Origin of the sequence: Streptomyces sp. NPDC087310 (genome assembly GCF_044744405.1) — a bacterium.
GTDB lineage: Bacteria > Actinomycetota > Actinomycetes > Streptomycetales > Streptomycetaceae > Streptomyces.
Genome location: NZ_JBIUYF010000007.1, coordinates 136,728 through 162,247, shown reverse-complemented (window position 1 = coordinate 162,247; position 25,520 = coordinate 136,728). Strand labels below are relative to the sequence as shown.

Sequence of the window (25,520 nt, the reverse complement as noted above, 5' to 3'; positions counted from 1 at the left end):
GGTGGGAACGGCCGGGATCGGGTGGGAACGGCCGGATCGGGCGGGAAGGGGCCACGGGGCCACGACGCGTCACCGAGGCTGCCGCACAAGTCCGGGCGGCTGCGCGGTGGTGTGGCAGCGCGTCGTGGCGGCGGCTGCCGCTACGGCTTCTGGAAACCGGCCGCCTGGAGGATCTTCTGCGCCTCCGGGCCGCTGAGCCAGGTGACGAACGCGGCTGCGGCGTCGGCGCTCTTGGACGTCTTGAGGGTGGCGGCCGGGTACTGGGCGATCGCGTTCTGCGCGTCGGGGATCTCGACGGCGTCGACCTTGTCCGTCGCGGTGGCGGCGTCGGTCTTGTAGACGATGCCGGCGTCGGCCTCGCCCAGTTCGACCTTGCTCAGCACGGCGCGGACGTTCGGCTCCTGCGAGACCGGCTTCACATCGATCTTCTGCGCGTCCAGCACCTGCTCGCTGTAGCGGCCGACGGGCACCTCGGGGGCGGCCAGGACGACCTTCAGCTTGGGGTCGGCAAGGTCCTTCAGGTTCTCGACCTTCTCCGGGTTGCCCTCACCGGTGGCGATGACCAGGCGGTTCTTGGCGATGACCGTCGGGGTGCCGGTGTCGCCCTTCAGTCCGTCCATGGTCTTGGTGTCGGCGGTGACCAGGGCGTCGGCGGGGGCGCCCTGGTTGACCTGCGCGGCCAGTTCCTGCGAACCGGCGAAGGAGAACGTGACCTTCGTGCCCGGGTTGGCCTTCTCGTACGCGGCGCCCGCCGTCTTGAAGACGTCGGTGAGCGAGGCGGCGGCGAGCACGGTGAGCTGCGCCTTGGGGGCGCCGCTCGACGACGCGCCGTCCGTGGCTCCGGTGCCGCTGTCCGACGCGTCGTCCGTGCCGCCGCAGGCCGCCAGCGGCAGGAGCAGGGCGGCGGTCACGAGCGCGGTGGCGGCGCGGCGGCGGGTGAGGGCGAGAGACATCAGCGGGCTCCTTGGCGGTGGGGCGGAGAAGGGCGCGGGGCGGGGAAGGACACCGCGCCGAGGAGAGGCACCGGGCCCGGCCGCGCCGCCGGGACGTGCTGACGCGGTCGGCACGGGTCAGACGCGGTCGATGTGCACGCTGGTGGCCTTCACCCGGGCGGTGGCCTGTACGCCGACCTCCAGGCCCAGTTCCTCGACCGCTTCCCGGGTCAGCAGCGAGACCAGCCGGTGCGGTCCCGCCTGGATCTCCACCTGGGCCGCGACATCGCCGAGGGTGACGGCGGTGACGATGCCGGGGAAGGCGTTGCGTGCCGAGGTGTACGGGGCCTCACCCTCGTCGGCGGCGCTCCGGGCGACCTCGACGGAGAACGCGGCCAGCGCGCGGCCGTCGATGAGACGGCGTCCGCCCTCGTCGCGATGGGTGGCGACCCGGCCCGCGTCGGCCCAGCGGCGCGCGGTGTCGGGACTCACCCCGAGGAGCCGGGCCGCCTGACCGATCGTGTAGGACTGCATGTGCGACAAGATAGGCCGGAGTGCCTCGCATTTACAATTCTTCAGATGATGCTTCCTCGCAGATGAGAGGGGTACGAGAAGGGACCGCGTGGCCGGGTTTCGCGCCTCAGCGCTTGACGGACCGCAGGATGACGAACTTCGGATCGCTCGTCACGGTCTCGCAGTTGCCGAAGAGCCTGCGCAGCTTGGTGTGGTAGCCGAGGTGCCGGTTGCCGATGACCCACAGCTCTCCCCCGGTCCGCAGCGCCGCACGTGACCCGGTGAACATCCGCCACGCCGTCGCGTCGGTCGTCGACTGGTGCGTGTGGAACGGCGGATTGGTCAGGACGAGGTCGGCCGACTCGGCCGGTACGTCGGTCAGGCTGTCGCCGAGGACGAACTCCGCGGGCGTCGCGGCGTCGACGTTCTTGCGGAAGGTGGCCTCGGCCGACGCCACCGCCGCGTACGACTCGTCGATGAAGGTCACCGTGGCGTCCGGGTTGTCCAGCGCCACGGCGGTGCCGATGACCCCGTTGCCGCAGCCCAGGTCGATCACACGCTCGGGTCCGCGGCTCCGCGGGAGGTGGCGCAGCAGGAACCGGGTGCCGATGTCGAGCCGTTCCGCGCAGAAGATCCCCGCGTGGTTGACGACGGTACGGCCCGACACGGAGCCGAGCCCTTCGGGCAGCGCGTAGCTGCGCGGCCAGGGGCTGGCGGTCCGTACCCGCCCCGGCGCGGGCGTGCAGAAGATCAGCCGGGCCTTCTTGACGGCGAGGGAGGTCTTCGTGGGGCCGAGTATCTGTTCGAACAGCTTCAGGGTGGACGTGTGGATCTCCGTCACCCGGCCCGTGCCGATGACCAGGGTTCCCGGGTGCAGGGCGGGCGCCAGCCGGTGGAGCTGGTCCTCCAGCACAGCCAGGCTCTTGGGTACGCGGACGAGCAGGACGTCGATCCGCTCCGGCGGTGTGTCACGGGTGGACAACAGCCGTACGGCGTCCGTGCCGAGACCGGCGCGGCGCAGGTTGGCGCGGGTCGCCTGCTGGGTGAGGTACGAGTCGCTGATCTGTACGAGGGCGCCGGCGTCCCGCTCCTGGTGGCCGGCGAGCGCGGTGGTGAGCGCGCCCCATCGGTCCCCGACGACCACGACGGTGCCGGACAGCCCGGACAGCCCGGCCGGACCCGCCGGTCCGCCGTCGCCTTCCTGTCCGCCTTCCCCTTCCCCGAGGTGCCGCAGCAGATACTCGTCGGCGGCGTCCCACGCGCGCAGCGTCTCGCGGGGATGTTCGGGAAATCGGGTGAGGCCGAACTCGCCCCAGGGTGTCGTCAAACGGTTCATCGTGACCTCAGGCTATCCGCCCGGGAGCGGACCGTGCGCCGCGCGGCCTCTCGGCCCTCGGGCCTCAGGTGGCGGCGCCGTGCTGCGAGGCGAGTCTGCGGGCCCGGTCCAGGGCGGCCTGGGCCTGGCTCGGGCTGAGGACCGCGGCGAACTCCGTGCGCGCGATCCCCAGGACCACCTCGGCGTCGGCCGGCGGGTGCGGGTGGTCGCGCAGGGCGATGTCCGCGGCGGCCTGCGCCAGCAGGTCGTCGTCGGGGGACGCCCCTGGCTGGGACATGGTGTGGAGCACCTGGTGCCAGAGTCCGGTCATCGCGTCATTTCCCTTCGTCCGTGAGGGGGCCGCCGGTGGGGATGCCGTCGGTCGGGATGGCGTCGGCGGGGATGGCGTCGGCGGACATGCCGGTGGGGATGCCCAGCGCGGCGAGGGCGTGGCGGACGAGCTCGTCGGCCAGCAGCTCCCGGGGGAACGCGGTGGCGTCGCGGGCCCAGTGCGCCACCAGTTCGTTGATGGCCCCGATGAGCGCCACGATGGCGAGGGAGTAGTCCCGGGACACGGCCTCGCCCCGCTCGACGGCGCGCTCCGCCTCCCCGCTGAGGAAGTCGGACCACAGGCTCCGCCACAGCAGCCGGTGCTCCTCGACCGCCCGGCCCGCCCCGATGACCTCGACGAACGCGATCCGGGTGGCGACGGGCTCCACGGTGACGGCGTCCAGATAGGCACGGGTGAGGGCCGAGATCCGGGCGCGGGCTCCCGCCGACTCCATCCCGGGGTCGCTGAGCACCGTCAGCGCGGCTTCCATGCCGGCCCGCGCGACATCGTTGTGCAGCGCGATCAGCAGCGCCTCACGGCCCTCGAACTCCTCGTAGAACGCGCGGATCGAGACATGGGCGGTGGCACAGATCCGCTCGATGGAGGTGGCCGGGTAGCCGCGGGTGGTGAACAGGTCGGTCGCGGTCGCCAGCAGCCGCTCGCGGCGCGCCGCCCTGCGGTCCTGCCCCGTACGGTCCTGGTCCGTGCGGGTGTGGTCCGTGCGGGTCTCCTTGGCTCTCGTACGGGCAGACGATGACGACGTCGTGTCCGCGGAATTCCGGCCCGGATCCATCCGACCTCCCCGAATCGCCCCGGGAACACGCGGTGTTGTCACCGGTAAGGGCGCTTATCGAGCATGCCACGCACCACGGGCCGACACGCCGCGTTCCGCGAATGCGCGCGAAACCGAAAAAATGTCCGGACGGGGCAAACCGTTTCCGCGCGCGGCCCCGTGGCCCGGATCGGCGCGGACCGCCTGATCACTCGAACGGCTGTCGCACCGGGCTGCCCGGCCGCCGGGGCGGGATGCTCGTGCTGACCGGCCGTGCCACGGCACCGACCACGGGGAGAGGGGCGTCATGACCACTCCCGCCGACCGGGCGGAGCGCGGCAGGGCGGCCCGCAAGGACGCGTCCCGGTCCTCGCACGGGCTGTGGATACCGGGCGCCGACCGGCTCGACCCGCTCACCGTCCTGGCCCGGCAGGCCACGCACCGGGTCCCCGAACTGGTGCCGCTGCGCCACGAGCGGATGGCGGCGTCCCCGTACGCCTTTCTGCGCGGCGCCGCCGCCGTGATGGCCGCCGATCTGGCGCCCCAGCCGCGTACGGGGCTGACCGTGCAGCTCTGCGGCGACGCCCATCTGCTGAACTTCGGTGTCTTCGCCGCACCCGACGGCGCCCTGTTCTTCGATCTCAACGACTTCGACGAGACCCTGCCAGGACCGTTCGAGTGGGATGTGAAGCGGCTCGCGGCGAGCGTCGTGGTCGCCGCCCTCGACCAGGGCGCCCCGGCGTCGGACGCCCGGGACGCGGCGCGGGCCGCCGCCGCGGCGTACCGCACGTCGATGCGACGGCTGGCGCGCCTCGGTGAACTGGCCGTCTGGTACGAGCGGATCAGCACCGCGGCCCTGCGCCCGCTCGTCAGGGCGGCCCGGCGCGGGCGCGCCGAGGCGCCCGCTTCGCGGCGGCGCACCACGCTGCGGGCGGTGGAGGAGCTGACCGGCACGGCGGAGGGGCGGCGCCGGATCATCCACGATCCGCCGCTGCTCGAACCGGTCGGCCCCCTCGACACCGCGATGCTCCGGCGGATCTTCATCGGTTACCGCAGCACGCTCCCCGAGGAGCAGCGGGTGCTGCTCGACCGGTTCCGCCTCGTCGACGTGGCCCGCAAGGTCACGGGTGTCGGGAGCGTCGGTACGCGGTGCTTCGTCGTGCTGCTGGAGGGGCGCGACGCCGGGGATCCGCTCCTCCTCCAGATCAAGGAGGCCGAGCGGTCGGTGCTCGAACCGCATGTCCAGCAGAGCGTCTACCCCCACCAGGGCCGGCGGGTGGTCGCGGGGCAGCGGCTGCTCCAGGCGACGGGCGACGTCTTCCTCGGCTGGGTCACGGGGTCCGAGGGGCGCCACTTCTACTGGCGCCGGCTCCGGGACATGAAGGGGCCCGCCGCCGTCGAGGGCATGGCACCGGCCCTGCTGCGTACGTACGCGGAGCTGTGCGGCGGGGCCCTGGCGCGGGCGCACGCCCGCTCCGGGGACCGGATCGCCATCGCGCACTACCTCGGCGGGTCGGACACCTTCGACCGCGCGCTGGCGGACTTCGCGCTGCGCTACGCCGACCGGAACAGGGCCGACCACGCCGCGCTCGTCGCGGCGCTCGCGGCCGACCGGACACCGGCGGCCACCCGTTAGCCCGGCGCCCAGGGCGGCACAGGTCTTAGCGGTCCAGGTGTTAGCGGTCCAGGACCGGGCCCGCCCCTTCGAGCGCCGCGCCGACGTCGTCGGCGAGCGTCACCGCGACCTGCCGGATCTGCCGGGTGGGGACGATCCCCGGCGTGGGCCGGAGCATGAAGCGGCCCTGGTAGTGGCCGCCCGCCGCCGCCCGGAGTTCGATCTCCCCGGCCGGCCAGCCGCGTCCCTCCAGGTCCCAGGGCTCGCGGTCCACGACGACGGTGCCGTCCTGCTCCAGCCGCGCCGGGTGCCCGAGCAGGCTCCCGTACTCGAACCGGCAGCTCTCCAGCCGCAGGATGTCGACCAGGTGACGGCCGACCTGGTCGACCACGGCGGCGGAGGAGCCGGTGGTCCGTGCCAGCCGGGCGGTGTCGTGGATCCGGGCGAGGAGCCCCGCGTCGACCACGGTCATGACCCGCAGCCGCCGGGCCCGCGCGGCGAGTTGGGAGACGGCGAGCCCCACGGCGAGCAGCAGGAGGGCCGTGGTGAGGTCCCTCGTGCTGGTGACGGTGAAGCGTTCGAAGGGCCGGGCGAGGAAGAAGTCGAACCAGACGGCCGCGGAGAGCGCGGCGAGCGCGCCCGCGACCCGGTTGCCCAGGGCGGCGACCGCCACGACGACCACGACGAGGATCAGCGCCAGATTCGTACTCGCCACTCCCGTACGGAACGGCACCAGCACCCCCGCGGTCGCCAGGGGCGCGAGCAGCGCGGCGCCGAGCGCGACGCGGTCACGGAGCGAACAGCGCATGGTCCACCTCGCCGTGCCGGGGCGGAGGTCCGGCGGAACCGGGGCCGCCGGGCGGGCGGCCCTCGACTCCAGCGTGCGCCCGCGGGCCCGGCCATGGCGCAGGCGGCCGCGGTCTTGACGGGGCCCTGCCGCGGGCCCGGCGGACGTTGACGCCCCCTTGACGTACGGCCGGCCGAACCGGCGCGAAGGCAGGCCGGCCGGTCCCCGCACATCGCGTGAAACGCCTGTGGCACACCGGGGACCCGTGATACGTCTGCCGTCATGGACGATCTTGTGACGGAGCGGCTGGTACTCCATCCGCTGAGCGCGCTCGAAGCCGAGCGGGTGGCGGCGGGCGAGCCCGCGGACGGGGACCGCTGGGCACCCGGATACCCCACCGAGGGGGACATGGCGGGGGCCCGGCGCTTTCTGACGACGTGTTCGATCACCGGTGATCCGCGGCCCTTCGGGGCGTACGAGATCCGCCGCCGCGCGGACGGACACGCGATCGGCGGTCTCGGCTTCCACGGCGTCCCCGACGAGGATCTCGCCGTCACGATCGGCTACGGCCTGATCCCCTCCGCCCACGGTCAGGGGTACGCGTCCGAGGCGCTGCGCGGACTGCTGCGGTTCGCGCGGGCCGGCGGGGTCAGCCGTGTCCAGGGGGACGCCGATCACGACAACATCGCGTCGCAGCGCGTGATGACGGCGGTGGGGATGCGGCTGGTCGCACAGGACGAGGCGCTGAAGTACTACCGGATCGTCTGGCCCGTCGACGAGGCGGCGGCCGACGCCCTGCGGTCGTGGACGGACGGCCGACGGGCCGGGTGACGACCTGGCCCGTCCGGGCGGTGTGAGGTGCGAAGCCTGCTGGGACGGGGCTAGTGCCGTGACCGGCAGTGTTTGCCCCGAAGGGGCGTCGTCCAGTGCGTGCGATCGCAAGGCGGCCGGGAGCCCTTGTAGCGGAGCTACCAGGGCTTTCGGCCAACGCCGCGAGCGTGCGTGATGGGCGGCGCGACGGGGCAAAGCCTGCCGGGAGGGGCGCTAGTTCCTGCGCGGGGTGAGGGTACGGCGCCGGGTGGCCGCCGGCCGGTCGAAGAAGCTCTCCACGGGGGCCTCGTCGTCGCCCTCGCCCTCGTGCGGCGGCAGTTCGACGGTGTAGCGGGGTTCGAGGAAGATGCCGTGGTGCTGTGGCCGCGCGCTCGGCGCGGCGCCCGCGGTGGAGTCCTGAACCGGATCCTGGCGGGACGGTGAAGAAGGCATGCACAACCGTTCGGAGATGTGAGCGGCCGCGCGGCTCAATGCCGGTCGACCCGTTGAAGAGGTGTCTACCCCATCCTCCCCTGTCCTGCACAACCGTGGGACACCGGAGCGCGTCGCGGACCGGCTCGTCCACCCGGCCCATCCGGAGGACCGGCGCGGGTCCGGCCGGGCTCCGCGGGGAAAGGAAGAGGTCGTGCGTGATGTCGGAGTGTCCCTGAGCGGACCGGTCGCGGAGCTCATGAAGCGGCGCCGGGAGCCCATCGTCGCCCAGACGCTGCGCTCGACCGCCGCCGCGACCATCGCCTATGTGGTCGCGGTGTGGCTGAGCAGCGAGCCCGCGCCGCTCACCGCCCCACTGACGGCGCTGCTCGTCGTCCAGGTGACGCTCTACTCCACCCTGACCACCAGTATCCGCAGGGTGAACGCCGTGGTGGCCGGGGTGCTGGTCGCCAGTGCGTTCAGTGTGCTGGTGGGGCTGACCTGGTGGAGTCTGGGGCTGATCATCCTCGCCTCGCTCGTCGTCGGACGCATCGTGCGGGTGAGCGAGTTCGTGCCCGAGGTCGCGATCAGCGCCATGCTCGTGCTCGGGGTGCCACGGGTGGCGTCCACCGCGTGGGACCGGGTGCTGGAGACACTGATCGGCGCGGTGGTGGGGCTGCTCTTCAACTTCCTGCTGGCGCCGCCGGTGTGGGTCGCCACCGCGGGCGAGTCCATGGACGGCCTCGCCCGCCGGATGCGCCAGCTTCTGCTGCGGATCGGGGAGGGGCTGACGGAGGCCGTCCCGGTGGAGCGCGCCGCGTCGCGGCTGCACGAGGCGCGCCGGCTGGACCACGACATCAGCGAGGTGGACGCTGCGCTGCGCCAGGCGGAGGACAGTGTCCGGCTCAACCCCCGGGTGAAGGAGGGGCTGTTGCACCGGGTGGTGCTGCGGACGGGCCTGGACACCCTGGAGATCTGCACGGTGGTGCTGCGGGTGCTGGCCAGAACACTCACCGATCTCGCCAAGGAGCGCGAGCGGGAGGCCCTGTTCACACCGGAGGTGGGGGCGGCGCTAAAGGATCTGCTGGCCGGGGTGGCCGACGCGGTGGTGAGTTTCGCCGTCATGGTGACCTCGGATGTCACCCGGAGCGCGGAGACCGCGGAGGCGCGGCTCGCCGAGGATCTGGACGCGGCCCGGACGAGCCGGGAGCGGCTGGCGGGACTGCTGCTGACGGAGATACGGCGCGACCCGGGGCAGTGGCAGCTCCACGGCGCGCTCCTGAGCGAACTGGACCGGATCCTGGACGAGCTGGACCTGGAGCATCGCTCCCGGCGGCTGATGGAGGAGCTGGACCGGGCCTCCCGGGAGGAGCGGGAGCGTCATCCCCGGCTGACGGCGGCCTGGCATTGGGTACGGCGAAAGGTCATGCGGCGCGGGCGATAGGGAGCCGGCCGCGAACGGGGGGGGGTGGGAATGCGCGGGAGCCGACTTCAATCGTCCGTCCGCCCGGCGGGATTCGCCGTTTCCTGAGCAACGGAAAACTCCTGGCCAATTATTGACGGAATATTTACCACCGGCGTGATGTGTCGTCGTGAATGGGGGCGGGGAAGCACCGGTCCACCGGTCCACATCCCCGTATGGACGGGCGAAAGCAGTGATGACGGCATGATCGGGCCATCCTTCCGGTTTGCGATCATGGTTGCCGCCGTCGTCGCCCTCGCCCCTCCCCCGCGCGGGCGCCCCGGCCGGTCCCCGGCGTCCGCGCAGGTCCACGGGGCGTGCGGAGAGCGTGAGTTGGGTGGGGCGATTGTCGGGTCCCGCACGGATGGCGGTACTGTGCGCGCGCGCCGTCATCGTGGGCGGCGCGGCTATAGCGGAGGATTTTGTGACCCAATTCAGCAGATCATGGCGGCGTGCAAGCGCCTTCATAGCGGTCGCGGCGACCGGCGCCCTCGGTGTCGGCCTGTCGGCGGCTCCTGCGTTCGCGCACACGCCGACCTGGTCGGTGACATGTTCCGAGGTGAGTCTGAACCTGACCGCCTACGGCAACAGCGACAAGAACACCGTGACGGTCACCGTGGACGGCAAGGACCTGCTGCCCACGGAGAATTTCCGTAACAACTTCAGCAAGAAGCTCGACCTGCCCGCGCACAAGAGCGAGCTGACGGTCCGCCTGGTCGTGAAGGCCGCCGACGGCGACCAGTTCTCCAAGGACGAGACCAAGACCGCCCCGGTCTGCGAGGGCGAGGAGTCGACGCCGCCCGAGGAGTCCACCCCGCCGCAGGAGTCCACCCCGCCGCCGGCCCCGTCGGAGTCGGCCCCCGAGGCGACGCCCGGCGAGGACACGCCCCCCACCGAGGCTCCGGCCCCGTCGGGCGACGCGAGCACCTCGGCCGCCGCGGTTCCGTCGTCGCAGCCGAGCCCCGCCGGTGACGACCTCGCCGAGACCGGTGCCTCCAGCTCCACCCCGCTGATCGCCGGCGCCGCCGGTGTCGTGCTGGTCGCCGGAGCGGGCATCATGTGGGCCGCGCGCAAGCGTCGTTCCGTACAGGGCTGACCCGAGCGTCCCCTGACACCACCCGCACCACCCGCACCACAGCTTTGCCCGCACCACTCGCCGTCCTGACCTGGTCGGCCCGTGACCGGGCCCGTGTGAGGCCCCGCGACGTCCTCCGTTCGCGGGGCCTCATCCCGTTCCGGGCGGGACACGCCGGTTCCCCGCCGGGCGAGATGCACGGCGCGCCGGTCCCACCGACAATGAAGGCGCGCGTACGGAACGGACCCGGGCGCGGAACGGACGGACCACCACCGACAGCCGGGGGCGCCCATGGATCCCGTGGAGGCGCTGGACAGGATCGCCTTCCTGCTGGAGCGCTCGCGGGCGGACACCTACCGGGTCAAGGCGTTCCGTACCGCCTCCGCGACCGTCGCGGGCATGGACCCCGACGACGTGGCGCGGCGCGCGGCGGCGGGCACACTCGGCCGGGTGCGCGGCATCGGACCCAGGACCTCACAGGTGGTCCAGGCCGTGGTGGCGGGTGCCGTACCCGAGTATCTGGAGCGGCTGGAACGGGAGACCGGGACGCCGCTCGCGGAGGGCGGGCACGCGCTGCGCGCGGCGCTGCGCGGCGACTGCCATCTGCACTCCGACTGGTCCGACGGCGGCAGTTCCGTCGAGGCGATGGGGCGTACGGCGGCGGCGCTCGGCCATGAGTGGGCCGTCCTCACCGACCACTCCCCCACGCTGACCGTGGCGAACGGCCTGTCGGCGGAGCGGCTGCGCGAACAGCTCGACGTGATCGCGGAGCTGAACGCGCGCTGGGCCCCGTTCCGGCTGCTGACCGGCATCGAGTGCGACATCCTGGCCGACGGCTCGCTCGACCAGGAGCCCGAACTCCTCGACCGGCTGGACCTGGTGGTGGCGTCCGTCCACTCGAAGCTGCGGATGGACGCCGCCTCGATGACCCGGCGGATGATCGCCGCCGTACGCGATCCGCGCACCGATGTGCTGGGCCACTGCACGGGGCGCCTGGTCATCGGCCGTACCCGCAGGGACCGGGGTACGGGCGGCAGCCGGCCCGAGTCGGAGTTCGACGCGCGGGCGGTGTTCGATGCCTGCGCCGAGACCGGCACGGCGGTGGAGATCAACAGCCGGCCCGAGCGTCTCGACCCGCCCCGGCGGCTGCTGCGCGAGGCGGTCGCGGCCGGGGTCCTCTTCGCCGTCGACACCGACGCGCACGCGCCGGGGCAGCTCGACTGGCAGCTCCTGGGCTGCGCGCGGGCCGAGGAGTGCGGCGTCCCGGCGGAGCGGGTCGTCAACACCTGGCCGGCCGAGGGGCTGCTGGAGTGGACCCGCACCCGGCGCGCCCCGGCGCCGGGCTGACGCGTACGGGGCCGGGTTTCACGGCACGGCGCCGCCGGGGCCGGGGTTCACGGGAGCGGCGCGCGGGCCTACGCGTACACGCCGTCCAGCCACGTCCGCCAGGTGTTCCCGGTCCGCTCGGCGTCGGCGCCGGGGGCGAAGTCGTGGACGCTGACGCCGACGGTCGCGCCGAAGTGGTTCCTGCCGAAGAACCGGTACATCGCGGTGTCGGTGCGCAGCCCGACGAAGTACGGGTCGCGGTAGTCGATCACGGCGTCGACCGGGCCCACGCCGGGCAGGTCGACCCGTACCGCGGAGCCCTCCCGCGCGTCGTCCGGCAGGCCGAGCGCCCGGCTCGCCGTGTCGAGCGCGTCCGGCGCCCCGGCGGCCGCGGGCCCGTCGGCGGCGGAGAAGACCGCGGCGCGCCCGGTGAAGTACCGCAGGTACTGACCCAGAGTGTGGATGTAGAAGGTGTTGTGCCTGGCGGCGCCGTCGTACTGGTTGTCCCAGTCGTCGACGAAGATGCCGCTGTGCACGTAGCGCACCCAGGATCCGCCGCCCTCGCGCGCCTCGATGACATGGTCGAGCTGGTTGCGGGTCTGCTGGCTGATGCCCTCGACGTCCTCGACCCGGGCGGTCAGCCGCTTCCCCGGCTCCCACGCGGTGATCGTGCCGCCGAACGGGGCGGCGCCGCCCTCGCGCGGTTCGTACTCCATGGGCCACAGCCATCCCGCCGTACCGGTGGTGATGGCCTGCCAGACCTCTTGGGGGCTCGCTTCGGTCTCGAACTCGCGGACGATCTCGAATTCCTCGGACATGGTGGCGTACTCCTTCTCGCTCATGAAGCCTCCCCGATCGGGGCGGGGGGTGCCACCGGGGACACGGACTCCGCCGCGTCGGAGCCGGTGGTCCTGACGGTGGGGTGGAGCGCGACCACGATCCGGTGGTCCCGGCCGTTCTCGGCGTCCTCGGTGTGGTACTTGGCCATCAGCGCGCTCACGCCCCGGGTCAGCTCCTCGACGAACGCGGCCCGGTCGGCCGCGGTCGCGAAGCGGACCTCGCCGTCGAGCGCGTAGGTGGCGAGGCGCTTGCGGGCCGTGGCGGCGCCGGTGATCAGGCTGCCGACGTCCCGTACGAGCCGGGCGGCGACCGCGAGCAGCCAGCGTGCGGAGAGCTGGTCGCGGAAGCGGGCCGGGTCCGGCTGGACCGCCGCCAGGGCGAGCGGCGAGATGACGTACGAGGCCGCCGTGGCCCGCATCATCCGCTCGGTGACATTGCCGCGTCTGCGCTCACCGGCCAGCTCGACCAGGCCGTGCCGCTCCAGCGCCTTGAGGTGGTAGTTCACCTTCTGCCGGGGCAGTCCGACCCGGCCGGCCAGCATCGTCGCCGACGCCGGTCCCGCGGCCAGCTCGGCGAGCAGCCGGGCCCTCATGGGGTCCAGCGAGGCGGCTGCCGCCGCCGCGTCCTCGATCACCGTCACGTCCCACATGGCTCCACCATCCCACCGACAACTTTTTTTGTCCAGGGGGATTTATTTGTCGGTGAGGGACGGCCGGAAGCCGAGAGGCAGCCACCGGAGGGAGCGGGGGAAGTCAGCCCGCGAGGCCCCAGGACACCGTGCCGTCCGCCCCGACCAGCACGGCGAGGACGACGAGGTCGGCGACGCCGAGGAACAGCCCGAGGGCGGCCCGGCCCCTGCGCGCGGTGCCGCGCCACAGGGCGAGGGCCGCCAGGACGATCGCCATGGGGCCGAGCACGAGGTTCAGCACGAGCAGACCGAGCAGGCCGAGGACGAACGAGGCGACGGCCATGCCGTCGGCGTCGCTCCGGCGCTCCGCGGGCATCAGTACCGCCGCCCGCGGGCGCGGAACTCCCGGGCGGCGAACAGCAGGAGCCAGCCCCCGATGACGGTGGCGGCGACCAGGGCGACCTGCGGCGGGACATGCGCCACCGCGCCGAGCACCACCCCCATCAGGAGGAGAGCCGCGACGAGGAAGATCATGAAATGCCTCCTTGGTGGAGCGATCCGGGTGATCCGAGCGATTCAGGTGGTTCAGGCGATTCGGGTGACAGCTTCCGAGAACACTTGTGCACTGACTGCCCAGTCTAGGTTCTCCTTTCCGGAGAACGGTTGTTTACTGAATGGCATGAGTCACACCCCGGGCATCCGGCAGGCCCAGAAACAGAAGACCCGTCAGGCGCTGCTGGACGCGGCGCTGCTGCTCCTGGAGGAGCAGAGCCTCAGCAGCCTCGGGTTGCGGGAGGTCACCCGCGCGGTGGGTGTCGCCCCGACGGCCTTCTACCGGCACTTCCGCGACCCGGCCGGCCTCGGGGTGGCCCTGGTCGAGCAGGCGCTCGACAGCCTGCACGGGACGATCGCCACCGTCCTCGTCGCCACGGACGGCGACGAGGAACGGATCGACCGCACGGTCGCGGTGATGGCGGCGTACGTCCGCGCGCACCCCGCCCATGTCCGGTTCATCGCCCGCGAGCGGCACGGCGGCGTACGGTCCGTGCGCGAGGCCGTCTCCGCCCAACTGCGCCGCTTCTCCGAGGAGGTGGCCGCCGCGCTCGCCGCCGAGCCGGTGTCGGCCGGATGGAGCCGGGAAGATCTGCGGATGCTGGCGGACGTCTACGTCGACCAGATGGTGATGACGGCGTCCGCGTTCCTGCACGCGGCGGAGCGACACCCCGGAACCGGACCGGAGACGGAGGCACGGGCTGAGGCGGAGGCACGGGTGGCGTCCGCGGCGCGCCGCAGGCTCCGGCTGATCGCCCTCGGCCGCCGCCACTGGCTCGACTGACCGGCCGTCAGCCGCCGCGCTCCCCCGGTGGCGGCGGCAGCCGCAGATGGGCCAGGTCGTCCGGGACCGGGCTGTCCGGCCGGAACAGCGGGGCGGCCTGGCCGTCGGCCGCCGTGGCGGGCGCGTCGGTGAGACGGAACCGCTCGCGCAGCCGGGTGTAGAAGTCGGTGGGCCCCAGCCGGACCAGCCGCAGCCGGTACGTGGCCCCGTAGACCCCGACCCAGTCCCCCGGATGCAGCGCCCCGCGCAACTGGCCGTCGATGCTGACCGCCACTTCCCCGGAGTGGGGCAGGATCCGCAGCGCCACGGACTCGTCGGGAGCGGCGACGACCGTACGGTCGAACGTCATGTGCGGCGCCACGGGGGTGAACACCACGGCGTCCATGTGCGGGGAGAGCACCGGCCCGCCGGCCGCGAAGCTGTAGGCGGTGGAGCCGGTCGGGGTGGCCACGATGACCGCGTCGGCGGAGTACGAGGCGAGCAGCCGGCCCGCGACGTAGACGCCCAGGGCGATCTGGCGGTCCCGGGAGAGCTTCTCCAGGACGACGTCGTTGAGCGCGATGACGTCCAGCGGCACGCCCCACCCCTCACCGGTGGCCCCGGCCCGTACATGCGGCGGCGGCAGTGTCGGGCCCCGGCCGTGGCGCAGGAGCGCCGCCACCTCCGAGGGCATCGCCGGTGGGCGGGAGGCGCGCATGGTGAGGGTCATGCGTTCCTCGATGGCCGCCCGGTCCTCGTGGACGGCGTCCAGCGCGCGGCCGACCTGCTCCGCCGGTACCTCGGTCAGGAAGCCGACCCGCCCGAGGTCGACGCCGAGGACGGCGGCGTCGCACTTGGCGGCGATCCGCGCGCCGCGCAGGAAGGTGCCGTCGCCGCCGAGGGTGACCACGAGGTCGGGGCGGCCCGCGGCGGACGCCTCCTCCTGACCGCCGTGGCGGGGTTCGTGGTCCCGCCACACGTCGATCTCCGTGCAGGGGATGCCGTGCGCGTCGCACCAGGCGTGGACGGTACGCGCGGTCTCCAGCGCGGCCGAGCGGCCCTGGTGGACCACGAGACCGATACGTTCCACAGACATGGGCCCGCTCTCTGTGCGTCACGCTCCGTACGTCACGTCCGGGCGGCACATCGGCCGTCGGTCTCCAGGATGACGGAGGGGGTGGGCGGAGCGCGCGCGGACGGACCGCGGACCCGCCCGTTCCCGAGGGGCGGCACCCCGCCCGCCGTTCACCCGAATGGCGGATAGTCCGGTCGGGGCGCCGGCCCCCGGGAACGCGGTCCGGACTGGGCACCGGGCGTTGCCGCCACCGTCCCGCCGACCGCCTCCGGTTGCCGAAGGACCCGTACGGATGCGCGATGGAGTCGTGCGCGCCTGACCGTGAGGGGCCTCATCCCGCAGACGCGCTTCCCCCACGCGAGGAGTGATCGCTGATGTCAGCCGAAGGCGTGTTCAACAACCCGAGCAGTCTGAACGGCAGGAGCGTGTACGACAGGGACGGCGACAAGATCGGCAGCATCGGTCAGGTCTATGTCGGCGACCGCACGGGCCGCCCGGAGTGGGTCACCGTCAGGACCGGCCTGTTCGGGATGAAGGAGAGCCTCGTTCCGCTGTCCGGCGCCCGGCGCGCCGGCGAGGACGTCCACGTCCCGTACGCCAAGGAAACGGTCAAGGAGGCACCGCGCCTCGACGCCGACGAGCATCTGGACCCCGGCCAGGAGAAGCAGCTCTACCAGCACTACGGGCTCACCGCCGCGGGCGGCATCGGCACCGCCGCGGGCATGGGCACGGCGGCCGGCGGCCGGACGCGCGCGGGGACCGGCACGTCCACGGGTTCGGGCATGTCCACCGGCCGCGCCGCCACGCCGGAGGGGACGCGGGGACCGGCCATGGCCGGGTCCGCGACACGCGGCGCCGACCTGGGCGACATGCGCACGGGCGAGAAGCACGGCGAGGAACTCATCCGCTCCGAGGAGGAGCTCCACGTCACCACCGAGGAGCGCGAGGTCGGCCACGCGCGGCTGCGCAAGGTCGTCGTGACGGAGAACGTCACCACCTCCGTGCCGCTCAGTCACGAGGAGGTCCGGGTGGTCCACGAGGCCATCTCGCCCGAGGACCGGAACTCGGTCCGCTCGATGCGGATCGGTGAGGCCCAGACCGAGGTGACGCTCCACGCCGACCAGCCGGTGATCAGCAAGGAGTCCATCCCCGTCGAACGCGTCCGCATGGAGACCGAGAAGGTCACCGAGCAGCGGGAGGTCTCGGCGGAGGTCCGCAAGGAGCAGATCGAGTACGACACCGACCAGGAGGAGATGAAGGGCACCCGCGGCAAGCGCGGCCCGGGCCGCTGACCCGGCCACCCGCCTTCCCGGGAAACCCGGGAGAACCCGGAACCTGGAACCCGGGGAGAACCCCGGACACCCGAGCCCCCGTCCACCGCGTACGCGTGGTGGCGGGGGCTTCCCGTCGGCCGGCCGTGCCCGGCGGCCGTGCCCGGCGGCCGTGTTCAGCGGACCGTGAGCTTCCCCTTCATGAAGGGGTGGATGGTGCAGGTGTACGGGTAGGCGCCGGCCTTGCCCGGTGCGGTGAAGGTGGCCGTCTTCCCCGGACCGATGGTCCCGGTGTCGAACGCCTTGCCGGTGGTGGCGGTCAGGGTGTGGGCGACCGAGTCCTTGTTGACCACGGTGACCTCGGTCCCCGGGGCCACGGTCAGGGCCGCGGGCGCGAAGGTGAAGTTGTCGATCGTCACCCGCGCCGATCCGCCCGCTGACGCGGACGGGGACGGCGACGCGGACGAGGTTCCGCCACCGCCGCCGCCGGAACAGCCGGCGAGCGTGGTCACGAGGACGGCGGCGAGCGCGACGGCCGGATACGGCCGGCGGCCGGCGCCCGGGAACGGCATGGCTTCTCCGAGCTGTCGGGCCCGTCGGCGGGATCAGTAACTGGCGCTGGGGCTGGGGGCGGCGCTCATTCCGGCGCTGGGGCTCATGCTCCCGCTGGGGCTCATGCTGCCGCTCGGGCTCGTGCTCGGGCTCGGCGGCGGGGTGGTGACCTTCTTGCCCTCGGTGTCGACGACGTACCACTTGGCGCCGAACTCGGTCAGGTCCTGGCCGCGTGCGTCTCCCGGCATCTGGTCGGCCTTGTACGTGTAGAGCGGGTGACCGTTGTAGGTGACCTGCTTGGTGTTGTCGGTGCGGGTGACGGTGGACAGCAGGCTCTGCTTGACCCCGCCGGTGCCCGCCTTCGGCTCGACGGCGCCGGTGACCAGCACGGGGCGCCAGACCTTCGCGCAGTCCCCGTTGCAGGTCGATTCCTTCGTCTTGTCCGCCGCGAAGAGGTACAGGGTCCGCTCGCGGCCGTTGACCAGGATCTTCCCGTACGGCGCCAGCTCCTTCGCGTTCACCTTGCCCTCCAGCTCGGAGGGCATCGCCGACGGCGAGGCGCTCATGGACATGGACGCGGAGGCGGCGGCCTCCGCGGGCGCCTCCTCCCGGGCAGCCTCCGACGCGCTGTCACTGCCGGAGCATCCTGCGAGGGCGGCCGCGCAGAGTACGGCCGCTGCCATCGCGGTGACTGCCCTGGTGTTGCTCTTCATTCAGAACTCCTCGGATCAGGCCGCCCCACGGGCAGCACGGCGCCCGCCCGAACGCGACCGCAGGACCCACTACACGGCAGCCCCGGGGAGCGAGCCAGCGGACAGGGCCGTCCGGGGCCCCGTACGCCGCACGGTTCACACGTACGCCGCACCGTTCGCGTGTACGGCCCCGCCCCGGCCCCCACGCGCCCCGCCGTCCCGGGTGGGGTACCGTGGGGGTCTGCGAAGGGGAGTAGCCCCGCAAACCGGTCGTCGACACACTGGAACCCCCGGGTTCCCGGTGGCCGGGCCCGCCGATCAGGCGGGCGGGCGAGACCTTCGGTCAGGCACTGACATGTCCGCGTCCCGCGGGCGCCACCGTCGTGCCGGGCCGAGTGGTCCTCCTGGCTCCGATACGGCGCTTCGCGAAGACCCGGGCCCGGCCCCCAGAGAAAGCCACCCGGAATGTCTCTCGATCCCCTGGCGATCCTCACCGCCTTCGGTCTGATCTTCCTCGCGGAGCTCCCCGACAAGACCATGTTCGCGTCCCTCGCCATGGGCACGCGCATGCGCCCGCTCTACGTGTGGTTCGGTACGTCGACCGCGTTCATCGTGCACGTCGCCATCGCCATCGGCGCGGGCAGCCTCATCGGGCTGCTGCCCGACTGGATCGTCAAGCTCGTCTCGGCCCTGCTCTTCCTCCTCGGCGCCTTCATGCTGCTGCGGGGCACGGGCGACGACGATGACGAGGAGACGGAGACCAAGACCGTCACCGGGTTCTGGCCCGTCTACTCGACCGCCTTCATGGCCGTCTTCATCAGCGAGTGGGGCGACCTGACCCAGATCACCACGGCCAACCTCGCCGCGAGCAACGGCACCTGGTCGACCGCCATCGGGTCGGCCGCCGCGCTGATGTCCGTCTCCGCGCTGGCCCTGCTCGCGGGCCGGTTCATCGCCACCCGCGTCCCGCTGAAGACCGTGCAGCGCATCGGCGGTCTGTGCATGCTCGGCCTCGCCATCTGGTCGGTGACCGAGATCTTCGTGGGCTGACGGCCCGTACGACCACGCGAAGGGGCCCGGTCCTTGTCGGTACGTACCGACAAGGACCGGGCCCCTTCCGCAGGAGGCGCGGGTCAGGTCAGGTGCTTCTTGAGGGCGGTGAGCACGTCACGGGCGGCCGTGGGGCCGGTGTTGAGGTAGAAGACGTCGTCGTCGACCGGGATCGCGGTCTCGCCGGCGACGGCGGAGAGCGTCGGCCACAGCGGCGCCCCGGTCAGCTCGGCGGACTTCGCCGCGTCGCCCTGGACCCCGTAGAAGAGCCAGTCGGCGTCGGCCCGGTCGAGCTGCTCGTTGCTGATGTTCTGCGAGGTCTTGTCGAACCGCTGGCTCTCGGGCCGGCCGAGCCCGGCGTCCTCGGCGATGCTGCCGGTGAACGACGGCACGCCGAAGACGCGCAGACGGTCCCCGTTCAGCCGCAGGAACGAGACGGTCACCGGCTTGTCGAGCGAGGCGCCCAGCGCGGCGGCGTCGGTGTGGAAGCGGTCCAGGTAGGTGCGCGCCCGGTCGGCCTTGCCGAGCCCGTCGGCGACGAGCAGGAAGTCCTGCTTCCAGTAGAGCCCGGTGCCCTGGGTGGCGACGGTGGGCCCCACCGCGCTCAGCGCTTTGTAGAGGCCCTTCGCGTTCTTGCCCGCGACGTTCATCAGGATCAGGTCGGGCTTGATGTTCGCGATGGTCTCCAGATTCGGATCCACCCGCGAACCCACGTCGACGACCTTCCCCAGCGCGGCGGCGTCCTTGGGGAAGTCGTCCTTCAGGTACTGGGGTACGAGGTCGGCCCCGTCGCCCCGGGTCGAGCCGGCCGGGACGGTGCCGAGCGTGAGCAGCGCGTCGGCCTGGCCGGTGGAGATGACCACGACCTTCTTCGGCGCGGCCTCGATGGTGGTTTTGCCCTCGAAGTGGCCGACCGTACGCGGGAACTCGCCGTCCGGTTTGCCGCTTCCCATGCCCTTGGGCACGGTGCGGGGAGCGGTGTGGGTGGCGGCGGCCGACGGCTCGCCGGTCGGACTGCTGTCCGACGACACGGTCGAGGCCGTGGAACAGCCGGTGAGCAGCAGGGCGCCCGACAGGGCAACGCCGCTGATCAGACGGGTGAGAGGGAGATCACGGAAGCGGTACACGATCGATTAGCTTAGGCTCTCCTAAGTGCGGATGAGTAGGGATGACAGTCATGCGATGGATCACATATCGGGAGGTACGGACCGGACCGGCGCTCCGGCGGCCGAACCGGCACCGACCGGTGCGACGCGACCCGCGCGGCCGAGGGGCGGCAGGCGGTTCGTGGCGCTGGTGGTCTGTCTCGCCCTGGTCGTCCTGCTGCTCCTGGTGAGCCTGGGCACCGGCGCGCGTGGCGTCCCGCTGGACACCGTGGGGCGGGTGCTGCTCCACGACGACGGCAGCCCGGAGGCCATCATCGTCCGGCAGTTGCGGCTGCCCCGTACCGCGCTCGCGGTCACCGTGGGCGCGGCGCTGGCGCTCGCCGGGGTCGTCATGCAGGCCATCACCCGCAATCCGCTGGCGGAACCGGGCATCGTGGGGGTCAACTCCGGTGCCTCGTTCGCGGTGGTGACGGCCATCGCCGCGTTCCATGTGACGAGCGTGTCCGGGTACATCTGGTTCGCCTTCGCGGGCGCCGTGCTGGCCGCGCTGCTGGTGTACGCGCTCACCTCGGGCGCCACCCGGAGCAACCATCACACCCGGCTCGTGCTGGCGGGGGCGGCGCTCTCGGCGAGTCTGGGGGCCTGTACCGGCATCCTCACCATGTTCGACTCCTCGGCGTTCGACTCGTACCGCTTCTGGGTGGTCGGGTCGCTGGAGAACCGCGGTACGGAGGCGCTGACCGCCGCCGTCCCCTTCGTACTGGCCGGCACGGTCGTCGCGCTGGTGCTCGGTCCCTCCCTCAACGCCCTGGCGCTCGGCGACGAGGCAGGCGCCGCGCTCGGGCTGCGGGTGCCGTGGGTACGGGCCGCCGGCTTCGTCTCGGTCATGCTGCTGTGCGGCGCCGCGACCGCCGCGGCGGGGCCGATCGGCTTCGTCGGGCTGGTCGTCCCGCATGTGCTGCGGCTGCTGCTCGGGCCCGATCTGCGCTGGCTGCTGGCCTTCGCGCTGCCGGGCGGTGCGATCCTGCTGCTCGTCAGCGACATCGCGGGGCGGGTGATCGCGCCGCCGGGGGAGATCGAGGTGGGCATCGTCACCGCGTTCATCGGCGCTCCCGCGCTGCTGTGGCTGGTCGTACGGCGCCGGGAGGTCACCGCGTGAGCGCCGCGCCCCGGACCACTGCCGCCCGGACCACTGCGGCCCGGACCGCCGCCACGCGGGTGGCGCGGCTGCCGCGCGGGATCACCCTGCGCTACTCGGGCCGTACGGCCGCCGTGCTGGCCCTGCTGCTGGTGTGCTGCGTGGCGGTGTGGACGCTCACCCTGTTCACCGGTACGTACCGGATCGATGCCGCGCACATCGCCGATGTCCTGTTCGCCGGGGGCGGCTCCGCCACCGACCGGTTCATCGTGGTCGGCCAGCGGCTGCCGCGGGTCTGCGCGGCGCTCCTCGTCGGGGCGGCGCTCGGGCTGTCCGGGGCGCTCTTCCAGAGCCTGTCGCGCAACCCGCTCGGCAGCCCGGACGTCATCGGGTTCACCACCGGGTCCACCAGCGGCGCCCTCGTCGTCATCCTGGCGGGCGGCGGCTCGGCCGGGGTGGGGGTCGGCGCCGGTTCGGTGCTCGGCGGGCTGTGCACGGCGGTCGTGGTCTACGCGTTCACCGCGTCGCGCGGGGTCTCCGGGAACCGGCTGGTCCTCGCCGGGATCGCGGTCGGCGCGATGCTCTCCTCGGTCAACGACTTCCTGCTCACGCGCGCCGATCTGGAGTCCGCGGAGAGCGCGAAAGCCTGGACGTTCGGCAGCCTCAACGCCGTCTCCTGGCCGCAGGTGACACCCCTGGCGCTCGCGCTGCCGGTGCTCGCGGTGGCGACCCTGGCGCTGGGCCGGCCGCTGCGGCTCATGGAGATGGGCGACGACACGGCGGGGGCGCTGGGCGTGAACGTCACGCGGATACGGGGGCTCTGTCTGCTGATGGGTGTCGCCCTCGCCGGTACGGCCGTCGCCGTCGCGGGCCCGATCGGCTTTCTCGCGCTGGCGGCCCCGCAGCTCGCCCGCAGGATCACCCGCTCCCCCGGTCCCCCGATCGGATCGGCCATGCTGACCGGGGCGCTGATCCTGGCGACCGCCGATCTGCTGGCGCAGCGGGTGCTCGCCCCCTTCCAGATCCCGGTGGGGCTCGTCACCGGGGCCCTCGGCGGGGTGTATCTGCTGTGGCTGCTGTCGCGGGAGAAGAGGACCGACCGGTCCGCGTGACAGGGCCCCGGGGCTGACGCTCCGCCACCCGCGCCGCGCCGCCGGGTGCGTACCGCCTCGGGACGGCCGCGGGGCTTGTGGCTACGATGGCCCCATGAGACGGCCCCCGCGCAGCGAGCACGGCCCCTTCGGGGCGCGTGTCCTGCTGGCGCTGGTGCTGGCGGTGACGGCGGGGCTGCTGGCCATGCACGGCCTCGGGCCCGTCCCCGCTCTGGGCGCGCACGCCGCGCCGCCGTCCGCCTCCGCCCACGCCACGGCGGCCGAGGCCCCCCTCTGCGCGCCGCCCGCCCATGACGGCGGCGGGCACATGGACCACGCGGACGCCACCTGTGCCGCGGCCGGTACCAGTACCGGTCCCGCGCTCGGCGCGCCGCTGCTGCCGGGCCCGTCCGGCGTCACGCCGACTCCGGCGATCGTCGCGCGCCAGGGCCCGGGGGCGGCGCCGGGCGACCGGGCCCCTCCCTCACTGAGCGAACTGCAACTCCTGCGCATATAGGCGTGCCCAGCGTCCGGCATGCCTCTGTCCCTTTCCACGCACAGGAGTTGTTCCAGCATGACCTCGTACCGTTTCCCGGCCCGTCGCCGGGCCGCCGCCGCTGCCGCCGTCGTGAGCGCCGTCCTGGTTCTCACGGCCTGCGGTGGGCAGGACGCGTCCACCGCCAAGCACTCCGGCCACGGCGCGGACCCGTCCGCCTCGGCGTCGGGTTCCACGTCGGCATCGGCTTCCGCTTCGGCGCACAACGCCGCCGACGTGTCCTTCGCCCAGGGCATGATCCCGCACCACCGGCAGGCGGTGGAGATGGCCGATCTCGCCGACGGCCGGGCCTCGTCCGCGGAGGTGAGGACACTCGCCTCCGAGATCAAGAAGGCCCAGGACCCGGAGATCAGGACCCTGTCGGGGTGGCTCACGGCCTGGGGCGAGGACGTACCCGCGAAGGAGGCGCCGCCGGCGGACGGCGCGGAACACTCCGGCCACTCCATGGCCGGGATGATGGCCGACGACGAGATGGCGGAGCTGGAGAAGGCGTCCGGCAAAGCCTTCGACACCGCGTTCCTGAAGATGATGGTCGAGCACCATGAGGGCGCGGTCGAGATGGCCAGGACCGAACAGTCCCAGGGCACCCACCAGGGTGCCAGGGAGATGGCGGGCGCCATCGTCACCTCGCAGACCGCCGAGATCACCCGGATGAAGACCCTGCTGGGTCAGTAGGACCCGTCCTCGCCGGGGGCCCCGCCTTCCGGGGGCGGGGCCCCCAGCACCGAGGGTTCGCCCTCCACGGTCTCCGGGACCGGGATCTCCTCGGGCCGGAACGCGTCGGAGGAGCTGTCCCCGGTGGGGCAGCGGGCCTCGGCGGCCGTGACCGTACGCCGGCCCGCCCGGTCGACGACGGTCACGGCCGGGGCCGCGTCCCGGACCTCCAGCGCCCGGGCGGCGGCCACCGTGCAGACGAGCTGGTCCACGGCGAGCGGGGTGAGGCGGCCCTGCCGCGGCAGTTCGACCGAGATCCGGTCTCCGTCCACGACGACCCGCGGCCGGATGCCGGACCGCGGCAGCTCGGTGGTCACCCCGCCGCGTATCTCGGCGGGCTGGGGGCCGCGGAACGCGAGGGCGACGGCTGTGTCGACATCGGTGGAGATGACGTCGGCGGAGCGCGCCACCGGATACAGGGCGCCGTTCTTGACGAGGTAGAGCAGGACCACGGGGCGCACGCCGGTGGCCGGTTCGCCTGCCTGGACGACGCCGGTGCCGGGGATCCGGCAGCCGGCCGCGAGCAGGAGCGGCGCGGCCAGCGCCAGCAGCAGCGCGGCGGCCGGGCGCCGCCGGGATGTCGGGGTCATGATCGGTCCTCCGGACGGCGGTCACGGGGTAAGGGGAACGGCTCGGCCGGGTCGGTCGGCAGCGGGATCTCGACGGTGAAGACGGCGCCGCCCTCCGGCCGGTTCGCTGCCCGGACGGTGCCTCCGTGCAACTGGACGTTCTCCGCCGTGATGGCGAGCCCCAGACCGCTGCCCTCGGTGCGCGTCCTGGCGGTGTCCGACTTGTAGAACCGCTCGAAGACATGCGGCAGGACGTCGTCGGGGATGCCGGGGCCGCTGTCCGTCACCTCGACGACGGCCCGCCCGTCGGACGCGTACAGCCGTAGCCGTACGGGGCGTTCGCCGTGGCGCAGCGCGTTGGCGACCAGGTTGGCGACGACGACGTCGAGACGGCGCGCGTCGGCCCGGCCGCGCAGGGCGTCCGGGGGCGGCAGTTCGGTCTCCACGGTCTCCGTCCAGCCTCGGGCGGCGAGCGTACGGCGCAGGGACTCGGCGAGGTCGATGTCGTCCCACTGGAGTTCGACCGCCCCGGCGTCGAAGCGGGAGATCTCCATGAGGTCGTCGACGAGCCGGGCGAGTTTGAGGGTCTCCTGGCTGATGAGGCGTACGGCGGTGGCGGTGTCCGGGTCGAGCCTGTCGGCGTCCTCGTCCAGCACGTCGGTGACGGCCGCCATGGCGGCCAGCGGGGTGCGCAGTTCGTGGGAGACGTCGGAGGCGAAGTGGCGGGCGCGGGCCTCCATCCGGCGCAGCTCGGCGACGGAGTGGTCCAGCGCGGTGGCCGTCTCGTTGAACGTACGGGAGAGGTCGGCCAGTTCGTCGGAGCCGTGCACCGCGAGCCGGGTGTCGAAGCGGCCCTCGGCCATGGACCGGGCGGCGCGCCGCAGCTCCCGTACGGGACGCAGCACGCCGCGCGCGGCCAGCAGCGCGAGGAGCACGGCGAGGCCGAGCGCGGGAAGCGTGGCGCGCTGGACGGCGGAGACCAGGGCGTTGACGTACGCCTCCTCGTCGCTCTGCGAGACGATCAGGAAGACGGCGAGGCCGGAGTGGTTGCGCCCGCCGCCGTCGGGGGTGTCGAAGGTGACGGGCAGGCCGACGACGAGGACGGAGGTGTTCTCCGTGGGGACCCGCTGGAAGACCGTGGCGGACTCGGTGAGCGCCGCCCGGCGCAGCTCCGGGGTGAGTTCGCCGAACGTGTCGTCCGGGGAGGAGGTGACGCGCATGTCCCGGTAGACGGTCAGGACCCGCCAGCCCTCGGAGCGGCCGGCCTTGGCCACCTCGTCGGTGAACCACTCCAGCTCCGACCGCTCGGCGGGCAGTCTGAGCCCGGGCGCGGAGCCGTTCACCCGCTCGCGGAACTGTGTGACGACGGTGTCCTGGCTCTGCTGGAGCACGCCTGTGCGTGCCTCGCGGAAGGTCAGCGCACCGCTGGTGAGGGTTCCCGCGACGGCGACGAGGGTGAAGGCGACCACGAGGCGGACACGTAGTCCGCGGACCCGGGGTATCAGGCGGATCCGGGACATCAGGGGGGTCGTTCCGGGGAGTCTCATCGCAGG

The 25,520-nt window shown here is 73.0% G+C and carries 29 protein-coding genes; 12 read left to right on the top strand and 17 right to left on the bottom strand.

The window, feature by feature from the left end; all coding sequences use genetic code 11:
• Positions 1-140: 140 nt before the first annotated feature.
• The 5 genes from modA to ACIO3P_RS26605 form a co-directional block, all read right to left on the bottom strand.
• Positions 141-953 carry a molybdate ABC transporter substrate-binding protein gene (modA, locus tag ACIO3P_RS26625; protein WP_329825259.1) on the bottom strand — a complete coding sequence of 271 codons (813 nt, stop codon included), beginning with the start codon at positions 951-953 and terminating at the stop codon, positions 141-143.
• A gap of 117 nt (positions 954-1,070) precedes the next feature.
• Entirely contained in the window at positions 1,071-1,466 is a 396-nt protein-coding gene (locus tag ACIO3P_RS26620) for a helix-turn-helix transcriptional regulator (RefSeq protein ID WP_329825258.1), read from the bottom strand.
• A 106-nt stretch (positions 1,467-1,572) separates the two neighbouring features.
• On the bottom strand, positions 1,573-2,781 hold the full coding sequence (locus ACIO3P_RS26615; protein WP_329825257.1) for a methyltransferase: 1,209 nt from the start codon (positions 2,779-2,781) through the stop codon (positions 1,573-1,575).
• A 64-nt stretch (positions 2,782-2,845) separates the two neighbouring features.
• Complete coding sequence (locus tag ACIO3P_RS26610) at positions 2,846-3,091, bottom strand: hypothetical protein (protein ID WP_329825256.1); 246 nt, start codon at positions 3,089-3,091, stop codon at positions 2,846-2,848.
• A gap of 4 nt (positions 3,092-3,095) precedes the next feature.
• The gene (locus tag ACIO3P_RS26605; protein ID WP_329825255.1) at positions 3,096-3,884 is read right to left on the bottom strand and encodes a TetR/AcrR family transcriptional regulator; all 789 of its coding nucleotides are present in this window, start codon (positions 3,882-3,884) and stop codon (positions 3,096-3,098) included.
• 286 nt (positions 3,885-4,170) lie between these two features.
• Between ACIO3P_RS26605 and ACIO3P_RS26600 the strand changes: the two genes are divergently transcribed.
• Complete coding sequence (locus ACIO3P_RS26600; protein WP_329825254.1) at positions 4,171-5,499, top strand: DUF2252 domain-containing protein; 1,329 nt, start codon at positions 4,171-4,173, stop codon at positions 5,497-5,499.
• 40 nt (positions 5,500-5,539) lie between these two features.
• Here ACIO3P_RS26600 and ACIO3P_RS26595 read toward each other — a convergent pair whose 3' ends face one another.
• Positions 5,540-6,286 (bottom strand): DUF4118 domain-containing protein, encoded by a 747-nt coding sequence (locus tag ACIO3P_RS26595; protein WP_329825253.1) that lies wholly within the window; start codon positions 6,284-6,286, stop codon positions 5,540-5,542.
• A gap of 261 nt (positions 6,287-6,547) precedes the next feature.
• Between ACIO3P_RS26595 and ACIO3P_RS26590 the strand changes: the two genes are divergently transcribed.
• On the top strand, positions 6,548-7,096 hold the full coding sequence (locus ACIO3P_RS26590) for a GNAT family N-acetyltransferase (protein ID WP_401853758.1): 549 nt from the start codon (positions 6,548-6,550) through the stop codon (positions 7,094-7,096).
• A gap of 213 nt (positions 7,097-7,309) precedes the next feature.
• Here ACIO3P_RS26590 and ACIO3P_RS26585 read toward each other — a convergent pair whose 3' ends face one another.
• Complete coding sequence (locus tag ACIO3P_RS26585) at positions 7,310-7,528, bottom strand: hypothetical protein (protein ID WP_329825251.1); 219 nt, start codon at positions 7,526-7,528, stop codon at positions 7,310-7,312.
• Between the two features lie 238 nt (positions 7,529-7,766).
• Here ACIO3P_RS26585 and ACIO3P_RS26580 point away from each other — a divergent pair, with 238 nt between their 5' ends.
• From ACIO3P_RS26580 to ACIO3P_RS26570, 3 genes are all read left to right on the top strand, one after another.
• The gene (locus ACIO3P_RS26580) at positions 7,767-8,951 is read left to right on the top strand and encodes an aromatic acid exporter family protein (RefSeq protein WP_329825396.1); all 1,185 of its coding nucleotides are present in this window, start codon (positions 7,767-7,769) and stop codon (positions 8,949-8,951) included.
• A gap of 442 nt (positions 8,952-9,393) precedes the next feature.
• Entirely contained in the window at positions 9,394-10,065 is a 672-nt protein-coding gene (locus ACIO3P_RS26575; protein WP_329825250.1) for an LAETG motif-containing sortase-dependent surface protein, read from the top strand.
• A gap of 270 nt (positions 10,066-10,335) precedes the next feature.
• Entirely contained in the window at positions 10,336-11,391 is a 1,056-nt protein-coding gene (locus ACIO3P_RS26570; protein ID WP_329825249.1) for a PHP domain-containing protein, read from the top strand.
• A 68-nt stretch (positions 11,392-11,459) separates the two neighbouring features.
• On the opposite strand, the gene ACIO3P_RS26565 is transcribed toward ACIO3P_RS26570, so the two are convergent.
• The 4 genes from ACIO3P_RS26565 to ACIO3P_RS26550 all read right to left on the bottom strand — a co-directional run bounded on the left by ACIO3P_RS26565 (position 11,460) and on the right by ACIO3P_RS26550 (position 13,372).
• Positions 11,460-12,188, bottom strand: coding sequence for an SRPBCC domain-containing protein (locus tag ACIO3P_RS26565; RefSeq protein ID WP_329825395.1), 729 nt, complete (start codon positions 12,186-12,188; stop codon positions 11,460-11,462).
• 20 nt (positions 12,189-12,208) lie between these two features.
• The gene (locus ACIO3P_RS26560) at positions 12,209-12,859 is read right to left on the bottom strand and encodes a helix-turn-helix domain-containing protein (RefSeq protein WP_329825248.1); all 651 of its coding nucleotides are present in this window, start codon (positions 12,857-12,859) and stop codon (positions 12,209-12,211) included.
• 103 nt (positions 12,860-12,962) lie between these two features.
• Positions 12,963-13,214: a DUF4190 domain-containing protein gene (locus tag ACIO3P_RS26555; RefSeq protein WP_329825247.1), complete on the bottom strand. Its 252-nt coding sequence runs from the start codon at positions 13,212-13,214 to the stop codon at positions 12,963-12,965.
• The gene (locus ACIO3P_RS26550) at positions 13,214-13,372 is read right to left on the bottom strand and encodes a hypothetical protein (protein ID WP_329825246.1); all 159 of its coding nucleotides are present in this window, start codon (positions 13,370-13,372) and stop codon (positions 13,214-13,216) included. The genes ACIO3P_RS26555 and ACIO3P_RS26550 overlap by 1 nt, the downstream gene beginning before the upstream one ends.
• A 145-nt stretch (positions 13,373-13,517) precedes the next feature.
• On the opposite strand from ACIO3P_RS26550, the gene ACIO3P_RS26545 reads away from it, so the two are divergent.
• Positions 13,518-14,174, top strand: coding sequence for a TetR family transcriptional regulator (locus ACIO3P_RS26545; protein WP_329825245.1), 657 nt, complete (start codon positions 13,518-13,520; stop codon positions 14,172-14,174).
• A gap of 7 nt (positions 14,175-14,181) precedes the next feature.
• Here the strand turns inward: ACIO3P_RS26545 and ACIO3P_RS26540 are convergent, their stop codons facing one another.
• A complete protein-coding gene (locus ACIO3P_RS26540) occupies positions 14,182-15,249 on the bottom strand; it encodes an NAD(+)/NADH kinase (protein ID WP_329825244.1) in 1,068 nt (355 codons plus the stop codon).
• A gap of 353 nt (positions 15,250-15,602) precedes the next feature.
• Between ACIO3P_RS26540 and ACIO3P_RS26535 the strand changes: the two genes are divergently transcribed.
• Positions 15,603-16,520: a PRC and DUF2382 domain-containing protein gene (locus tag ACIO3P_RS26535; RefSeq protein WP_329825243.1), complete on the top strand. Its 918-nt coding sequence runs from the start codon at positions 15,603-15,605 to the stop codon at positions 16,518-16,520.
• A 155-nt stretch (positions 16,521-16,675) separates the two neighbouring features.
• Here the strand turns inward: ACIO3P_RS26535 and ACIO3P_RS26530 are convergent, their stop codons facing one another.
• Both ACIO3P_RS26530 and ACIO3P_RS26525 read right to left on the bottom strand, forming a co-directional pair.
• Positions 16,676-17,071 (bottom strand): cupredoxin domain-containing protein, encoded by a 396-nt coding sequence (locus ACIO3P_RS26530; RefSeq protein WP_401853762.1) that lies wholly within the window; start codon positions 17,069-17,071, stop codon positions 16,676-16,678.
• A gap of 33 nt (positions 17,072-17,104) precedes the next feature.
• Positions 17,105-17,764 (bottom strand): hypothetical protein, encoded by a 660-nt coding sequence (locus ACIO3P_RS26525; RefSeq protein WP_329825241.1) that lies wholly within the window; start codon positions 17,762-17,764, stop codon positions 17,105-17,107.
• Positions 17,765-18,208: 444 nt separating this feature from the next.
• Between ACIO3P_RS26525 and ACIO3P_RS26520 the strand changes: the two genes are divergently transcribed.
• Positions 18,209-18,793, top strand: a complete 585-nt coding sequence (locus ACIO3P_RS26520) for a TMEM165/GDT1 family protein (protein ID WP_329825240.1) — start codon at positions 18,209-18,211, stop codon at positions 18,791-18,793.
• Positions 18,794-18,876: 83 nt separating this feature from the next.
• Here ACIO3P_RS26520 and ACIO3P_RS26515 read toward each other — a convergent pair whose 3' ends face one another.
• Entirely contained in the window at positions 18,877-19,920 is a 1,044-nt protein-coding gene (locus ACIO3P_RS26515) for an ABC transporter substrate-binding protein (protein ID WP_401853765.1), read from the bottom strand.
• A gap of 55 nt (positions 19,921-19,975) precedes the next feature.
• Here ACIO3P_RS26515 and ACIO3P_RS26510 point away from each other — a divergent pair, with 55 nt between their 5' ends.
• The 4 genes from ACIO3P_RS26510 to ACIO3P_RS26495 all read left to right on the top strand — a co-directional run bounded on the left by ACIO3P_RS26510 (position 19,976) and on the right by ACIO3P_RS26495 (position 23,359).
• Positions 19,976-21,058, top strand: coding sequence for a FecCD family ABC transporter permease (locus ACIO3P_RS26510; protein WP_401853767.1), 1,083 nt, complete (start codon positions 19,976-19,978; stop codon positions 21,056-21,058).
• Positions 21,055-22,149: an iron chelate uptake ABC transporter family permease subunit gene (locus ACIO3P_RS26505; protein WP_329825237.1), complete on the top strand. Its 1,095-nt coding sequence runs from the start codon at positions 21,055-21,057 to the stop codon at positions 22,147-22,149. The genes ACIO3P_RS26510 and ACIO3P_RS26505 overlap by 4 nt, the downstream gene beginning before the upstream one ends.
• A 94-nt stretch (positions 22,150-22,243) precedes the next feature.
• The gene (locus ACIO3P_RS26500; RefSeq protein ID WP_329825236.1) at positions 22,244-22,645 is read left to right on the top strand and encodes a DUF6153 family protein; all 402 of its coding nucleotides are present in this window, start codon (positions 22,244-22,246) and stop codon (positions 22,643-22,645) included.
• Positions 22,646-22,702: 57 nt separating this feature from the next.
• The gene (locus tag ACIO3P_RS26495) at positions 22,703-23,359 is read left to right on the top strand and encodes a DUF305 domain-containing protein (protein WP_329825235.1); all 657 of its coding nucleotides are present in this window, start codon (positions 22,703-22,705) and stop codon (positions 23,357-23,359) included.
• Here the strand turns inward: ACIO3P_RS26495 and ACIO3P_RS26490 are convergent.
• Together ACIO3P_RS26490 and ACIO3P_RS26485 are read right to left on the bottom strand one after the other, a co-directional pair.
• Positions 23,353-23,988, bottom strand: a complete 636-nt coding sequence (locus ACIO3P_RS26490; protein WP_401853770.1) for a hypothetical protein — start codon at positions 23,986-23,988, stop codon at positions 23,353-23,355. The two genes, ACIO3P_RS26495 and ACIO3P_RS26490, sit on opposite strands and share 7 nt — an antisense overlap.
• A complete protein-coding gene (locus tag ACIO3P_RS26485) occupies positions 23,985-25,487 on the bottom strand; it encodes a sensor histidine kinase (RefSeq protein WP_401853772.1) in 1,503 nt (500 codons plus the stop codon). Before ACIO3P_RS26485 ends, ACIO3P_RS26490 begins: the two co-directional genes overlap by 4 nt.
• Between the last annotated feature and the right edge of the window lie 33 nt (positions 25,488-25,520).